A 16,151-nucleotide genomic window follows, 5' to 3' on the forward strand; every position below is an offset into this window, starting at 1 on the left:
CACTTATTTAAAGGAGAGTAAAAATGAAAAAACGAAACATTCTTAGTTTTATTATGGCATCCGTTCTTATGGCCACAACATTGGCAAGCTGTTCGTCAGGCAACAACAACACCAGTTCGGCATCTTCCGCCTCCAGTGAAAAAGCGGTTACCCTCACAGTATCAGCCGCTGCAAGTTTGACCGATGTTTTGAAAGATGTGGAAAACACCTACAAAAAAACGCATACTAATGTTTCTTTCACCAACACATTTGGCGCTTCGGGCACCCTGCAGCAACAGATTCAAAACGGTGCGGACGCCGACATCTTTTTCTCCGCCGCAGAATCCAACATGGACACTTTGGATAAAGCCGGGCTTTTAGTCAGCGACACCCGCAAAGACATCGTGGGCAATACCATTGAATTCATCATTCCCAAAGACCAGCCCCCCATTACTTCATTAAGTGAACTAAACTCCAGCCGGTTTAAACAAATTGCCATTGGCGACCCCGCTTCCGTTCCGGCAGGTAAATATGCAAAACAGGTTTTGACCGAACAAAAAATTTATGATTCCATTAGTTCCAAACTCGTACAAGGCACTGATGTGCGCTCCGTGCTCAACTATGTAGAAACCGGGAATGCCGAGGGCGGATTTGTTTTTGCGACTGACGCAAAATCGTCCAACAAGGTCAAATCCGGATTTTCGATTCCTGCCAGCTGGCAGCCCAAAATCAACTATCCAGCCGCTGTGGTGAAAGCCAGCAAAAGCCCAGATGCATCCAAATCCTTTCTGTCATATCTTTCTGCATCGGACGCACAAAAGATTTTTGAAAAATATGGGTTTACTAAAACGAAATAATTTTTTCACTACAGATAGATTTCATACAATTCTATCTGAAAGCTGTCATGGCCACTCGGCTACGGCAGCTTTTCTATTATATTCCTCGTCATCAATATAATAAAAGGAGATCACAAGATGCACATGGATCTCTCTCCGGTTTGGATCTCATTAAAAACCGCCGCGCTTTCTACTGTAATTGTAAGCTTTTTGGGCATTTTGGCCGCCCGTTACATTGCTTTCCACTGCAAACACGGCAAAGCACTTATTGACGGATTGCTAAATTTACCTCTGGTATTGCCGCCGACCGTAGTCGGCTTTTTCCTTTTGGTTATATTTGGTGTACGCAGTCCCATTGGTTCTCTTTTGATGCATTGGGACATTAAAATTGTATTTTCATGGGGAGCAACGGTCATTGCCGCCTCCACCGTTTCTTTTCCTCTCATGTACAAGACTGTCCGCACTTCTTTTGAACTCATCGACACCAATCTTATGCGGGCAGGACGCACCTTGGGAAGCAGCGAAAGGGAAATCTTTATACGCATTGTACTACCGCTCGCGTGGCCTGGCATCATCGGCGGATGTGTGCTGGCTTTTGCACGGGCAATTGGTGAATTTGGCGCAACATTGATGATTGCAGGCAGCATTGCCGGCAAAACAGAAACCATCCCGGTCGCCATCTACATTGCCATGCAAAGCAACGACATGCAGCGCGCCTACCTCTTGGTGGGCATCATTACCGCCATCTCTTTACTGACCACGTACACACTCAACCGCTGGTTGATGCACAAACAAAAATACAGATAAAGGAGGGCCACAGCATGGCAATCAGCCTCGATATACACAAGCAGTTGGACAAATTCCGTCTTGATATCCACTTGCATACAGATGGAAAAAACATATGCCTGTTCGGCCCATCCGGCTCCGGAAAGACCATGACACTCAACTGCATTTCCGGTCTGGAAACCCCCGATGAGGGCTATATCCGTGTCAACGACATCGTTTATTACCACTCGGAGGAAAACCGCAACATTCCCACCGCGAAAAGAAAGATCGGCTATGTGTTACAGAATTACGCTCTTTTCCCACACTTGACGGTCTTCCAAAATATTCTTTTTGGTCTTCATCATTTGCCCAAAAAGGAGCGGATAGAACGGGGTATGCACTTTTTGGATATTATACACCTGAGTACATTGAAAGATCGGTATCCCTCTCAATTGTCGGGTGGTCAACAGCAACGCGTGGCACTTGCACGCTCCCTCATTCTTGATCCGGACATTCTATTGATGGATGAACCGTTTTCGGCACTGGACTATAACTTGAAAAAAGAACTGCGGGAGCAACTTCTTGCTATTCTCTCTCACTATAAAGGACAAACCGTGTTCGTTACCCACAACTTAGAAGAGGCTTACGATATTTGCGACAGTATCGCTGTCTATTCGCAAGGCCATATCATCGCTTTAGATAAAAAAACAGAAATTTTTCCAGAACCGCCGCGATTACATGTATCAGTTGCACCCAAATATGCACATATGGCCGGTTTGCTACAATCAGATTGACAATGTTAGGGCTCTGTCACGGAAGAAACACCTCTTGGCGATGAGGACAATTCGCTTTTTAAAGAGGGCTGCGATGAAATCAAATCGGTTTTCTGACTGCTATTCAGGGATGGCCTTTCCACGGCAGATGAATTTATCCCGTTATCATCGGAAGAGGCAGGACCGGGCAAACCACTTGATTGTATGGATGTTTCCCGTCCAGGCGATGCGGGTACGGGGGGTGTAATCAAATGGGGCGCATCCGATTCGGCCGCACTTGATGCTCTTCTGCTATACGCATGGCTTGATGCTGAAGCACCCCGTCTGCTGGAAACATCCTCGGAGACTGCGCTTTCGTTGCTACTTTGTGCTGCTTCCGCACTTACTGGGTTGGCAGAATCGGATGTGCTTACCATTGCGGAAGAGACACCCAATGTGGTTCCAGGAACACTCGTCATATGATATGTCGGGATTCCTCTGATAAATTTGACAATGATTACTGACGCAAGCACACAACAAACCGCCACAATCAATAGGGCCTGCCCCATTGGTTGCCTGATGAAACGCCGCAACGGCATCCCTAATATAGTCAGTCCATGCCTGACAGCCGACCATATTTGCTTTATTTTTCGCATAAAACCATCCCTTGCTTATTCATGCACACAATGGGAGTGAACTTTCTCCTTCAAATACAACAGGCACCGCCGCCACCGTTCTAATACGGTTTATGGACAGTGCCAATCCACGGTCTATCAAATGACTCAAGCTGGTCAAAGACAGGAAGCTGTCTCCACTACAACTGGCTTGATTCAATATGCCTCGGTTGACAATTGTGGTTCTGTACCGCTTATCACCACCCAACAGCCGACGGCTGATGTAAAAAAGCCATCTGGGCAGCTTGTTCTGCCATCTTACCACTTCCTTTGCTTTAATCATCATCTTGAATCATAGAAAAATCGTCTCTCTGTCCAGTATATATGCGCTCCGTTTGCATTATGCAGTTTCCAGCAATTTACTTTCAACCATGGACGGGTCTGCTGTTTGGGTGTATAATCCAACATGTGGGAGGACTGACTGTTTTGTCTTACCGCTTAAAAACCAGCGTATTACGCAAGAACTGTCACCCACAAGGCAAAAGACCTGTTGGAAAGGAAACCGTATGAAAGCATTACAACAAAAAGCTGAAATCTGGTATTTGGGACACAGCAGCTTTGCTGTAAAAACCAACGCGCACTTTCTCATTTTCGATTACTATAATGATAAACCCATCACCGTCACCCGCGGACTGGACGCAGGTGTCATCGAGCCGAAAGAACTCCAAGATACACCGGTGGTCGTGTTTTCCTCCCATCATCACGCGGATCATTTTAACCGCTTGATCCTGGGTTGGATTGAACAGTTGCCTCAGATACAATATGTATTATCCGACGATATCCACGCTGCTAAGGGGGCGCCAAATACGACTGTCGTAGTGCCCGGCGCTCATTTGGAATTGGACGGCGGCGTGGCAGTAGAAACGCTTACTTCCACCGACGAAGGGGTCGCATTTGTAGTGGAAACCGACGGATTATCCATCTATCATGCTGGTGATCTCAACTGGTGGCATTGGGAAGGCGAACCCGACAAGGAAAATGAACAAATGGCTGCGCGGTATCAAAAGGAGATTGAAAAGCTGCGTGGACGGCATTTCGACATCGCATTTGTCCCGGTAGACCCGCGATTGGATAAGCAGTATCTCTGGGGCTTGTCTTATTTCATGCGCACCGCCAACGCAGATATGGTGTTTCCTATGCATTTCTGGGAGGATTATCACATTTTTACACGGCTGCGGCAGGACCCGGACGCCGCCCGTTTCCGTGAACATATTCAGACAATCACGCGTCGTGGCCAGCATTTCCAATACCCGCGCGAGTCCAACAATCATTGAACCTGTTTATAAGCAGATCGCCCTTCCGCACCGGATGCGGAAGGGCGATCTGCTGCGTTATATGGGCACCTTGCAGTTAGTCAAGAATCTCAAGCCAATACCCGTCTGGGTCTTCAATGAAATACAGGTCCATGTCACGGTTCTCAAAACAGATGCAACCCATTTCCTGATGCAGCGCATAAGCAGCCTTTTTATCGGGCACCTCAAATGCGATATGCCATTCATTCTCACCCAGATCATATTTCTGCGGGTGATCGCGCAGCCATGTCAATTCCAGCAGATATTCGGTCTCACCATCACCCAGATAGACGATAGTGAAGCTGCCATCCGCCGCGCTTTTGCGGCTGACCTCTGTCAGACCCAGCGCCTTTTCATAAAACGCAATGCTTTTATCTAAATCGGTCACATTGATATTGGTATGCAGAAACTGTGATTTCATCGATAATCCCTCTCTATACAGGCGGTCAGACAATACGGTTACGATAGACTGGGGATATCTATCTGAATGTCCACATCTGCGGCATAATCGACACCGTCCACATCAAAACCAAACAACTGATAGAACTCCTGCCGATAACCGTCAATATCCGCATACGCCGGCAGGTCTTCATTGCTGATAGCTTCCCACGCTGTCATCACTTTTTCCTGCACATCGGGAGACAGCTCCCAATCGTCCATCCGCAAAAATCCTTCCGCATCGGTAGGCGGTGTGGGCAAATACAGCTTTTGCGAAAACAAACGAAGCATCTGTTCAATACATCCTTCGTGTGTACCCTGTGCCTTCATAATCTTGAACAGAATGGATATGTAAAGCGGCACAACTGGAATCGCCGCGCTGGCCTGTGTGACCAGCGCTTTGTTGACAGAAATGTATGCGTGCCCGCCGATAGATGCCAAATCCCCGCCAATCTGCCGCGCGGCTTCGGCAAGGTCACGTTTGGCCAACCCTACCGTGCCGTCGTGATAGACCGGATAGGTCAATTGCGGCCCAATGTAGGAATAGGCCGTCGTCACCGCGTTTTCCGCAAGCACGTCGGCATCCCGCAGCGCTTTCATCCACCAACGCCAGTCTTCCCCGCCCATTACCTTAACAGTGCCGTCGATTTCTTCCTGCGTGGCAGGTTCGATGGTAGCGGTAGCTACTTCCATCTTGCTAACATCCAGCGATTTGCTGGTAAAGGTCTGCCCCACCGGTTTGAGTGCGGAAAAATAAGTTGTCTCTCCCACAGCGCGGCGGGGAGCAGCCAGACTGTAAATAACCAAATCGACCTTCCCGAGGTCTTTGTGAATGATATCGATAACCTGCTGCTTGACAGCATCAGAAAAGGCATCGCCCATCACGGTCTTGGCATATAGACCATCTTCTTGTGCATAGCGTTCAAACGCGGCGGTATTATACCAGCCCGCAGTGGCGGTACGCGTGCGGGAAGCCGGACGCTCAAAGGCTACGCCCAGCGTGGATGCGCCCGCGCCAAATGCTGCCGCAATGCGTGTAGCCAGCCCGTAACCGGTCGAGCACCCGATGATCAGCGCTTTTTTCACACCAGTAAAATGTGGGTGCTTGCGGACATAATCAATCTGGCGCGCCACGTTGGCGGCGCAGCCCACAGGATGTGCCGTGGTGCATATAAATCCCCGAGTCTTCGGTTCCACTACCATGGTTTGCCCTCACTATCTTTATACTTCATTCAAAAAATTGCCAAATGGCTTATGACACCGCTACCTGCGCCGCTTCATACAAATGATGTACGGCAAATGCAACCCACTGCATTTAGCGATAGACCACCAAATCAGCAAGCGGTTTACGTATCTTGCGGGTCTTTTCATCCGCCGGATAGCCCAGTGGTGTAAATGCGAGCGGTTCCCAATTCGGTTCCAGTTGCAGCACTCTCGTAGCGGCAGCTGGGTCAAACGCGCCAATCCAGCAGGTACCAAGTCCCAGTTCGGATGCCTCCAGCACCAAATGGTCGAACACGATACCCACGTCCACCTCACCATATGTCTTCTGGTCGCCCCTACGTTCCCAATCCGCACCTTTTACAAGTGCGATTCCCAAGATATACGGCGGCTGAACAAACCAGTCCTTGGCGTAAATCTGTTTGAGTTCTTCGTGGCGGCCTGCCGTCTTAATCACAATAAGTTTGAACGCCTGCCGATTGGCGGCAGTAGGCGCTAGCCGAGCGGCTTCCAAAACCAGCTGCAACTTTTCGTGTTCCACCTCATCCGGTTTATAAGCACGCACTGCATATCGTTTTGTAAACAAATCTAACAACGCCATCCTGCATCGACCTCCCAATGGGTTTGCTAATTCTTACATCTCTACTGTAGCGCCTTGCTACAACCTTGTCAAGAGTAAATGATGCCGTCCTGCTTTATGTAAAATAAAGCCATGCAATTCCCCGGCACTTCTGCGCCTTAAACGGATTCTTCCGTTGTTGCACAATCCCATTTCATAAAAAAACTCCGTCACGCGAAAATGCGTGCGAAGTTAACCAATCCAGCCATCAAATATCCGCCGACTCCGGCTCTGCTCCAAAGGGCCAGCCGCACCCTAACAGACACCGCTCATTCGGATGCCGGTTCTTCCTGCATCCGTAGAATCTCTTCAAATGTTAAGTCTTCCAGATTGGCAAGCAATTTGTCTTGTATCATCTGCAACGCACGATGAATATGGCAAGTGGAAGCGCGGCCAAGATTGCACTGCGAACTGTCGCCAAGACACTTGTTCACACAAATCGGCCCTTCCACCGCCTCAATCACTTCGCGCACCGAAATAGCGGACGGTGCTTTTTCAATAGCGTAGCCGCCGCCGCTGCCGCGATAAGAGCGAATGATATCTGCCGCCGCCATCTTCCGCAGCAACTTCAGCAGAAACCGCAGCGGGACGTTTTCTTTTTCAGAGATAACCCGCGCTTCCACCCGTTCGCCAATACCCCTATGATATAGGAAGATGATAACGCGCAGCGCATAATCGCTTTCCTGTGTGACTCTCATTGGTACCCTGCCTTTACTGGACTTGCAAGTATACCCTTTAAGTGCACTTGCGATAATTAACAATATCACATCCGGGTATGTTTGTCAAGTTATTTACCCTTTTCCACACCAAAGAAGTCCGTAAAACACAGACAACACATGCCCCACCGCAGATACCGGCCATGCACCAAGCCTATACCAGCATATGCGCTGTCTACCGCGGTGTTCCCGCAAAAGTCGCAGCATCTGTCATGCGCTGCCGATTCACCCGCGGTCCTCACAAGCGCATTTTTGCATACCGCATACCCTCTTAAATCCTGATAAAAACTGTACTTATTTCAATAATTGTCGTCGAATCGTGTAAAAAGCTGCATCTTTCCTGTATAATAGACGCAAACAGGTCATTCGCACGAGGCCGATAGAAATACACCCATCGGCTTGTAGTGCAGTTGAAAGAAGGAATAAAAGATGATATGGAAAGACTCCTATCGCATCGGTATCGAGTTGGTCGATACCCAACACATTGAGTTGTTTGAGCGCGTCACAGATTTTATAGAGACACTGCAAACGCCGGGCAACTGGGAGGAGAAACTTCCCAAGATCAAATCTACCATGGTGTTTATGGAAGAGTATGTGGTGACCCATTTTGACTCGGAAGAAGCCTATCAAAAAAAGATTAACTACCCGGATTTTGAGAATCACCATCACATTCACGAAGCTTTCAAAGCCGAAGTCGGTAGGTTTGCAGCCGAGCTGGAGCAAAATGGATACCAGCGGCAAACCGTGCAGCAACTGGCAGGCAAATTGCTCGCCTGGCTCATTAACCACGTGGTCGTGACCGATCACAAGATTGCGGACTTTGTGGCTGCCAAAGGAGAAATCAAAGATGTCCATGAATGAAAACAAAGACGATTCGCTTTTCGAGGCAACCAGAGATGTCTTTAAAGCCATGTTGGGACTGGACATTTCCAAACTGGCAGAACAGCGGAACGGCTGCGGAAAGGCCGTGCAGGTAACAATCGGGATCATTGGAGAACTGAAAGGTTCCATTATATACAGTTTCCCCGAGCAAACATCCCTCGCCATCGTCAATGCACTTTCCGGTATGGAGACTGAAGGGATTGACGACTTTGTCACTTCCGCTCTGGCTGAAATCTCCAACATCATCAGCGGCAATATGACGACCTATCTTTCGGGGCAAAATATCAGTTGTGACATTCTGCCTCCAAAAATTGAAATTGGCGATACGCTCCCCTCTGCGGATAAACCAACCACGCTGCAAATCAACACATCGGTGGGCCTGCTGAGCGAGTACATCACATTGCAAAAGGCAGCTGAATAATGACGCTGCCGGGCATGTTTGTGCCCACGTTTTTTTACCCGAAAAGCACTGTCGATTTCTATTGGCAGTGCTTTTCGTCTGTAAGCCTGCCTTAATTCAATATGTAGATACAATATCCATCAAAAAGGCGGACAATATTCTCCACCTTTTCTTTTTGACGTATAAAATCATCGCCGTCTCTGCCCTGCATGGGAAACCCCACGGAAAACCGATGTTTTGTCACATACTCTTTCAGTTTGCCGACGGCATCGTAATATGTGCGCATGTCGCCGCCATCATCCAAGAACAGGGTTGCAATAAATTTGCCGTTTTCTATTGCATAGGAGATCATACATTTTCCGATCAGATCTTTTTTGTTGTCAGTTTTGTCAAGCAATGCCTTAATCTTTCTGTAGACAGACAAGTACTGATCTGAAAATGCTTTGGTAATGCCCGAAAAGGTTCCATCATGATAGTAAATGGGAAAGACATGTACATCCAGTTTGGCCTCCAACTGCTTATTGCCATAGGTCTCGATCGCGGAATCCGCCAATTTTAAGGATATAATGCTCGGGCAAAGAGCCTCCCGAAGTTCACTACAGTTTTGATGGATCTTTTTTCTGTCTTTGGTGCGCAGTACTTTTGCAATTTTTACAATCGTGCGGCTCTCCGGCAAGATAGACGGGTAAACATCTATCAGCCATGGATGGTCTTCCAGTAATTGAAGGATGCATATCGCCTTGTATTGCGAAAACAGTCCCTTATCCAAAATCACGCCGTTTACGCAAAAGTGGGACGGCAACTCACTGAATACAGGCATATTTGAATCGGAAGGAATAACGATGACCCCATTTTTGTCTATATATCGAATGGCTAAAAACAAACCATCGTTCATTTTCTTAAAATAACCCATTGCTTCTTTGTATGCTGTGTTTTCCATTCCCATAGCACATTCTTTCTCAATCCATAAAAAATCAGTGCTTTCATTATATGATACTCCGTTGACAAAAGCAACAAACTGAAAATGATCCCTCCATTGTTCGTGAACATTGCCTGCACCTGTGGCAGAAAACGAAAAACCGGATGCTTTCGCATCCGGTCCGCTCTTGTTTTGTATGGTAGTAAAAATGTTTCACGCGTCCTCATTACGATGGAGAATAGTAACGTAAGACATGCGGTACATAATAGGGATCGCCATAGCCTGACCAGCCGAGTTGTGCCGCCTGCATTTTGGAATATTTGAGTGCATTGGCAACAGAATAGCCACCGTTGCCCCTCACCCAAGAAATAAATCCGCTTCCGAAATTATATCCCTGCAAGGCCAATTCAATATTTGCAATATCGGTCGGCCCCGTGCAGCCGGCAATCTGAATATCCTGCTTGAGCTCTTGGATGCCGCACACAATGGAATCCATTGGTGTGGCCGATGCGCCTGACCCTCCCAACGCCTGCATGGGATCGTTGCCTTCTCCGTCACTTTCCTGCTGCATAACCGCAAGAATTAAATTGACATAATTGCTCATGCCATATTGCGCGGCCACTTGCGTGACCGTTCCCTGATAGGCAAGCACGCTGCTGCTGAAAACGCCCCCGCCGACCGTTCCCGTCGTAGAAATGGAGACGCTCGCCGATGTCTTCGCAGCGGCTGCCCTTGCAGCGGCTGCCTGCTCCGCAAATGCCACCGTAATCTGGGTGTTGACCTGCGCCTGCTGTGCGGTAACGGCAGCCGCCTGCTGCTGTTCTGCCTGCACATTTGCCTGCGCTTTAGCCACCATCTGCGCCTGCTGGTCAACCTGCGCATTCAGGATGTCTTGTTTTGCGGCCATTTGCCCTTGTGTGGCAAGAAGGCTCTGCTGTGTATTTTTCAGAGCCAGTTGGTCTGCCTGCAGCTGATTCTGCGCCTGCTGCAACTTATCAATAAGCCGCTGATCGTGGTCTGATACCGCCCGAACAATTTCAGTGCGCGTCAGAAAATCGGATATGCTGTTCGATGAAAGAAGCACTTCCAAAAAGGTATCATGTCCGCTCTCGTATAGCGCACGAAGTCTTTTTTTCAACTGATCCATCGCATAATCGATTTGTACTTTCGTAGCAGCCATTTCGTTATCTTTTTGCTGAATCTCGGCATTAGTCGCATCCACTTGTGCTTGCAGCAGAGCAATCTGCTGCTTTGTCACATTGATTGACGCGTTCAGCGCTGTTAATTGGGTCTGTCCGGTCTGTATCGCACTGTTCTGCGATGAAATCTGGTTTAAGAGCTGCCCCTGTTGCTTTTGCAGCTGCGCATATTGGCTTTGGAGATCTGAAATGGAATCCGCCGGCACGTGAAGCGGGGTCACAAACACGCTGACAAGCAAACACGTGGTCACCGCCATCGGTACGACCCGCAACAGGCGATGACTTTTCCGCACAGTGTCCATAGAAAGCCCCTTTCATCTGTAACCACATTGTAACGATATTGTAATTATACTCGTTTTGCAAAGAAAGGTCAAATCTGCTATAGGATTTTGTACAGACACCAAACTTGTTAATATGACTGATTATCTTTTCAAACTTCCATTTTCGACCGGTTAGAAGGGGCAACTCAACCAAATATTTTTTGTGAAAACTATAAGCATTCACAAAGATTGCAATGATGAAACAAAATAGGTTTGGAATGCTTGAAAAGCGCTTTTCACATTGTTATCATAAGTATGTAAAGGGTAGTTTACAGCGCAGTGCAAACGTTTGCACAATTTATGACCGTCAGTCGCATCGCTTGATTACCGGAAATGATCGTACGTAAAACACGATGGTTTCGACCGATAAAATGCAGGGGGACCAACCATGCGCATCAAAAAGCAGCAGCCTTTGCCACGCGGTGCCGGTGTATTATTGCCGGTCAGCAGTCTGCCATCGCCCTACGGGATCGGTGCGTTGGGACGCGCGGCATATGATTTTGTAGACTTTTTAAAAAAGGCGGGACAGATCTACTGGCAGGTGTTGCCTATCGGACCCACCAGTTTTGGCGACAGCCCTTATCAGAGCTTCTCAGCTTTTGCAGGCAACCCGTATTTCATTGATCTTGATACGCTTGTTGAACAAGGCCTGCTCACCCGAGCAGAAATAGCGGCAAAGGATTGGGGCGCCGACTCCGCAAACGTGGAGTACGGTAAGATTTTCGACGCCCGATTCACGGTACTAAAGCAGGCTTATGCGCGCAGCCGACACTTGTCCACAAAGGCATATCAAAAATTCTGCATGGAAAATGCAGACTGGCTGCCAGACTACAGTACTTATATGGCCATCAAGACGCAATTTGGCAACCGATCCTGGGTAGAGTGGCCGGACGACATCCGTCTGCGCCGTCCGGATGTGCTGGCGGCCTATACCGAACGGCTGCACGATGAAATTGGATTCTGGTCGTTCTGTCAGTTTCTCTTCTTTGAGCAGTGGCGCAAACTCAAAGCCTATGCCAACCAAAACGGCATCCGCATCATTGGGGATATTCCCATCTATGTATCGCTCGACAGCGCAGATGTGTGGGTATACGGTGATCTCTTTCAATTGGACGCAGACCGCCGTCCTACTGCCGTGGCTGGTGTTCCGCCGGATATGTTCTCCGCCACCGGTCAGCTTTGGGGCAACCCGCTCTATGACTGGGAGGCAATGAAAAAAGACGGATTCACCTGGTGGAAACGCCGCATGCACGCATCCGCCTGTCTGTACGATATTATTCGTATTGATCACTTTATTGGCATCGTGCGGTACTATTCCATCCCGGTCGATGCCGATACGGCGATGAACGGGGTCTGGAAAACAGGGCCTGGCAGCTCGCTGCTTGCCACATTCGGCGAGGCGTTGGGCGATGCAAAAGTAATTGCCGAAGACCTTGGCCTCGTTACACCGGCTGTACGCCGTGTCAAACAGCAATTCGGCTACCCCGGCATGAAACTAATGGAATTTGGCTTTGACAGCGATGCGGAGAATGACAATCTCCCCCACCGCTTTGAAACAAACTGCATTGCTTACGGCGGCACGCATGACAATGAACCATTGACAAGTTTCTTTATGCACCAGAAAAAAAAGGAAGCCGCATTTACTAAAGCGTACTTGAACGTCCGGCGGCGCGGCGATCTGACATGGGCGCTCATTCGCGCAGCTTATGCCTCTGTTGCAGATATCGCCATCTTTCAAATGCAGGATTATTTGGGGCTGGACAACCGGGCGCGGATGAACCTGCCATCGACAATAGGTAACAACTGGAAATGGCGTATGCTGAAAACACAGCTTACCCAACCCCTCGCAGATGCCATGCGCAAGCTTGCCGAAACCTATGGCCGCATCAAGCCAAACGTGGAGACGCCAAGAACAGAGAAGGAGACGACGATATGAGCCAGTATACAAACGACATTCTCTCCATCCTTGCTACAGAAACCGGAAAAACCGCACAAACAGCGACCACTACAGAATTGTACAATGCCGTATCCAAAGCGGGCATACAAGCCGCACGCCCGGTTTGGTCTGCACAAAAATCCGGGAAGCGCGCCTGTTATTTCTCGGCGGAATTTCTGATTGGACGGATGGTCTACAGCAATCTGCTCAATCTCGGGCTGCTCGATGAAACAGCCGCATGGCTGAAACAAAACGGACTGGATATCACTATTTTTGAGGATATTGAGGATGCCGCGCTGGGCAACGGTGGCTTGGGGCGTCTGGCGGCATGTTTTCTCGATTCTGCGGCAACACAAGGCGTGGCACTTGACGGTTTCGGCATCCGCTACAAATACGGTTTGTTTAAGCAGACGTTTAAGGACGGGTTTCAACAGGAAACCGCGGATGATTGGCAGCGTTTCGGCGATCCCTGGTCCGTACGGCGCGCGGATGAAAAAGTGCGGGTGGATTTCGGCGATCAGAGCGTCTGGGCGGTACCGTATGACATGCCGGTCATTGGCTACGGCAACAAGACCGTCAACACCTTGCGGCTATGGCAGGCCGAACCTCTACAGCCATTCGACTTCACCTTGTTCAACGCACAGGAATATGACGCCTCTTTTCAGGAAAAGAACGATGCCGAGGCCATTTCCAGCGTGCTGTACCCAAATGATGATACGGAGGCAGGCAAGCGTCTGCGGCTCAAACAACAATATTTTTTCTCCAGTGCATCACTCCAGAGCCTTCTAAAAGCCTACAAGAAGGTGTACGGCAGCGATTTTTCGCATTTGCCGGAAACCTATGCCATCCAGTTGAACGACACGCACCCCACTGTCTCCATTGCCGAGCTGCTGCGCATCCTCGTAGGAGAAGAAGAACTGGATTTTGAGAACGCGTTCTCCATTGTGGAACAGGTGTTTGCTTACACCAATCACACGATTATGGCTGAAGCACTGGAAAAATGGGATGCCAAGTTATTCATGTCGGTACTGCCCACTGTTTATCCTTATATTGTAATGGTCAATGACCGGCTGGGGCGTGACCTGCTTGCACGTGGCATTAAGTGCGCAGAACAGGCGCCATACCGCATTCTTTCAGATGGTCTGGTCCATATGGCGCGGCTTGCTATTTATGCCAGCCACTCTACTAATGGCGTGGCAGGCATCCATACCGAGATTTTAAAGGGCACTGCCCTGCACGAATGGTATGCAATTTGGCCGGAGCGTTTCAACAACAAAACAAACGGCATCACGCAGCGGCGTTGGCTGGCACTTGCCAACCCCGAACTGGCCGCCTTCATCACTGAAAAAATTGGGGACGGATGGCTGACCGACCTTTCCAAATTAAAGAGTCTGGAAATATACCAGGACGATCCCACTGTACTGCGCGCTTTTTCCTCAATCAAATTGCAAAAGAAGCAACAGCTTGCAGCCTATATTCAAAAGCATGAACATGTCTCTCTCGACGCGGCTTACCTATTCGATATACAAGTCAAACGCCTGCATGAATACAAGCGTCAACTACTCAATGCTTTGTCGATTCTGGACATTTACTTCGGCATCAAAGACGGCCGTATCCAGCAGTTTTATCCCACTGTGTTCATCTTCGGTGCAAAATCCGCACCGGGTTATTTCCGGGCAAAAGCCGTCATCAAATTTATCAACGAAATTGCCAAGCTCGTGGACAATGACCCCACCGTAAATGACAAAATCAAAGTCGTGTTTGTGCAGAACTATAACGTATCTTACGCGGAAAAATTGACCCCGGCGGCGGATGTCTCTGAACAAATCTCCACGGCAGGCACCGAGGCGTCCGGCACAGGCAACATGAAATTTATGCTCAACGGCGCGGTCACGCTGGGTACTTACGATGGTGCAAATGTTGAAATCGTCGAACAGGCCGGAATGGAAAACAACTATATTTTCGGCGCACGCGTAGAGGAAATCGCGCGTATCGCACCCGACTATGACCCCAAAGCCCTCTACAAATCGGACGCGCGCATCAAACGTGTGATAGACACGCTACTCGACGGCACACTCGACGATGGTAAAACCGGTATGTTTGCAGAGCTGTTCAGCTCGCTGACTGAAAAAACATGGAACCGCGCCGACCAATATTACGTTCTGCATGATTTCCACGCCTATGTGGACGCGAAACTGCGCGCCAATCATGATTATGCGGAAAACCGCGACGCATTCACCCAAAAATGTTATTTGAACACTGCCAATGCAGGCCTGTTCTCCAGTGATCGCACCATCTTGCAATATGCAAAGGAAATCTGGAACGTGACGGCACAATGATTTTTCCTTTGCGATAAACCGCTCGAAGCGCGTGCTCTCGCCTTACAGAAATACGTACTCACCCGCATTCCATATGTTTTCCAGTGAAAAGCAGCCTTTTGCCGCATAACTTCGCTGTTGATCCACACACGCTCGCCGTGCTTGTGGATTTTTTGTTTTCTGCCATGCTGTCTGATGCGGTTGTCATATATTACACGGGATTTCCATAAACATGCGATTGTACCCTTTGTGAAGACGATTGACAAAATCGATAGAACAGCGTATAAATTACTGCAAGAAAGGTGGTCATTATGTCAGAGCCCAAAAAGCATGTCCATATTCTCAAGCACATTGGTTCCGTTATCACGGATACTTTGCTTGGAAAAATCGTAGCGGTCGCTGTCGCCGGCGGCATTGCAACAATCGGCGGTGTGGCAGCCACGCATAACGCCAGCAAATCAACAGCCGCAGCCGCCGGAGCTTCATCCAAAGTCGTTTCATACAGTATGGACTCATCCGAAATCAACCATACCACAAGCAGTGAAAAAGCCACGGTTGGTAAAGATACGAGCAGTAGTTCCGGCGAAATTTCGAGCAGCGCGTATGGTAATACGCAGGAACAATCTTCCAGCCAACCACCAAAAAACGCCGGTACTACCGCAAGTTCCTCATCTTCAGCTGCTTCTTCCTCCTACAGCTCACAAGACTCCTCTTCCAGCAAAATGCAATCAGACACCTCCGACAGCACATCCAGTTCTTCTGAAGCTTCCAGCACAACATCCAGTCAATAATATGAAAAAACATCCTGTCACCCGATCTGAACCGAGTGGCAGGATGTTTTTTCATGTATATGTTCGCGCCACTATCGTTAGCGCACTATGGTCT

General features: G+C 48.8%; 16 protein-coding genes. 10 read left to right on the forward strand and 6 right to left on the reverse strand.

All coding sequences use genetic code 11. The features are described from left to right. The first annotated feature begins 23 nt into the window (after positions 1 to 23). The 5 genes from modA to ABF463_RS10310 all read left to right on the forward strand — a co-directional run bounded on the left by modA (position 24) and on the right by ABF463_RS10310 (position 4,280). Positions 24 to 836 (forward strand): molybdate ABC transporter substrate-binding protein, encoded by an 813-nt coding sequence (modA, locus tag ABF463_RS10290; RefSeq protein WP_415533534.1) that lies wholly within the window; start codon positions 24 to 26, stop codon positions 834 to 836. A 117-nt stretch (positions 837 to 953) separates the two neighbouring features. Continuing rightward, positions 954 to 1,622 (forward strand): molybdate ABC transporter permease subunit, encoded by a 669-nt coding sequence (gene modB / locus ABF463_RS10295; protein WP_415533535.1) that lies wholly within the window; start codon positions 954 to 956, stop codon positions 1,620 to 1,622. Positions 1,623 to 1,636: 14 nt separating this feature from the next. Continuing rightward, on the forward strand, positions 1,637 to 2,374 hold the full coding sequence (locus ABF463_RS10300) for a sulfate/molybdate ABC transporter ATP-binding protein (protein ID WP_415533536.1): 738 nt from the start codon (positions 1,637 to 1,639) through the stop codon (positions 2,372 to 2,374). Positions 2,375 to 2,557: 183 nt separating this feature from the next. Continuing rightward, entirely contained in the window at positions 2,558 to 2,815 is a 258-nt protein-coding gene (locus ABF463_RS10305) for a hypothetical protein (protein WP_415533537.1), read from the forward strand. A gap of 697 nt (positions 2,816 to 3,512) precedes the next feature. Beyond that, entirely contained in the window at positions 3,513 to 4,280 is a 768-nt protein-coding gene (locus ABF463_RS10310; RefSeq protein ID WP_415533538.1) for an MBL fold metallo-hydrolase, read from the forward strand. A 76-nt stretch (positions 4,281 to 4,356) separates the two neighbouring features. Here the strand turns inward: ABF463_RS10310 and ABF463_RS10315 are convergent, their stop codons facing one another. The 4 genes from ABF463_RS10315 to ABF463_RS10330 all read right to left on the reverse strand — a co-directional run bounded on the left by ABF463_RS10315 (position 4,357) and on the right by ABF463_RS10330 (position 7,274). Next, entirely contained in the window at positions 4,357 to 4,719 is a 363-nt protein-coding gene (locus ABF463_RS10315) for a VOC family protein (protein ID WP_415533539.1), read from the reverse strand. Positions 4,720 to 4,757: 38 nt separating this feature from the next. Then, entirely contained in the window at positions 4,758 to 5,939 is a 1,182-nt protein-coding gene (gene fabV, locus ABF463_RS10320; RefSeq protein ID WP_415533540.1) for an enoyl-ACP reductase FabV, read from the reverse strand. A gap of 112 nt (positions 5,940 to 6,051) precedes the next feature. Then, the gene (locus tag ABF463_RS10325; RefSeq protein ID WP_415533541.1) at positions 6,052 to 6,558 is read right to left on the reverse strand and encodes a nitroreductase family protein; all 507 of its coding nucleotides are present in this window, start codon (positions 6,556 to 6,558) and stop codon (positions 6,052 to 6,054) included. A 287-nt stretch (positions 6,559 to 6,845) separates the two neighbouring features. Further along, on the reverse strand, positions 6,846 to 7,274 hold the full coding sequence (locus tag ABF463_RS10330) for an RrF2 family transcriptional regulator (protein WP_415533542.1): 429 nt from the start codon (positions 7,272 to 7,274) through the stop codon (positions 6,846 to 6,848). Positions 7,275 to 7,721: 447 nt separating this feature from the next. On the opposite strand from ABF463_RS10330, the gene ABF463_RS10335 reads away from it, so the two are divergent. Further along, positions 7,722 to 8,153, forward strand: coding sequence for a bacteriohemerythrin (locus ABF463_RS10335; RefSeq protein ID WP_415533544.1), 432 nt, complete (start codon positions 7,722 to 7,724; stop codon positions 8,151 to 8,153). After that, complete coding sequence (locus ABF463_RS10340; protein ID WP_415533545.1) at positions 8,140 to 8,595, forward strand: chemotaxis protein CheX; 456 nt, start codon at positions 8,140 to 8,142, stop codon at positions 8,593 to 8,595. The genes ABF463_RS10335 and ABF463_RS10340 overlap by 14 nt, the downstream gene beginning before the upstream one ends. A 91-nt stretch (positions 8,596 to 8,686) precedes the next feature. Here the strand turns inward: ABF463_RS10340 and ABF463_RS10345 are convergent, their stop codons facing one another. Next, positions 8,687 to 9,514, reverse strand: coding sequence for a hypothetical protein (locus ABF463_RS10345; RefSeq protein ID WP_415533546.1), 828 nt, complete (start codon positions 9,512 to 9,514; stop codon positions 8,687 to 8,689). Between the two features lie 205 nt (positions 9,515 to 9,719). Beyond that, positions 9,720 to 10,994: a lysozyme family protein gene (locus tag ABF463_RS10350; protein ID WP_415533547.1), complete on the reverse strand. Its 1,275-nt coding sequence runs from the start codon at positions 10,992 to 10,994 to the stop codon at positions 9,720 to 9,722. A 406-nt stretch (positions 10,995 to 11,400) separates the two neighbouring features. On the opposite strand from ABF463_RS10350, the gene malQ reads away from it, so the two are divergent. The 3 genes from malQ (at position 11,401) to ABF463_RS10365 (ending at position 16,057) form a co-directional block, all read left to right on the forward strand. Continuing rightward, entirely contained in the window at positions 11,401 to 12,948 is a 1,548-nt protein-coding gene (gene malQ, locus ABF463_RS10355) for a 4-alpha-glucanotransferase (RefSeq protein WP_415533548.1), read from the forward strand. After that, positions 12,945 to 15,287, forward strand: coding sequence for a glycogen/starch/alpha-glucan phosphorylase (locus tag ABF463_RS10360; RefSeq protein ID WP_415533549.1), 2,343 nt, complete (start codon positions 12,945 to 12,947; stop codon positions 15,285 to 15,287). The genes malQ and ABF463_RS10360 overlap by 4 nt, the downstream gene beginning before the upstream one ends. A gap of 290 nt (positions 15,288 to 15,577) precedes the next feature. Next, complete coding sequence (locus ABF463_RS10365) at positions 15,578 to 16,057, forward strand: hypothetical protein (RefSeq protein ID WP_415533551.1); 480 nt, start codon at positions 15,578 to 15,580, stop codon at positions 16,055 to 16,057. Positions 16,058 to 16,151 lie beyond the last annotated feature (94 nt).

Source organism: Ethanoligenens sp. (assembly GCF_047718355.1).
Taxonomy (GTDB): domain Bacteria; phylum Bacillota; class Clostridia; order Oscillospirales; family Ethanoligenentaceae; genus Ethanoligenens.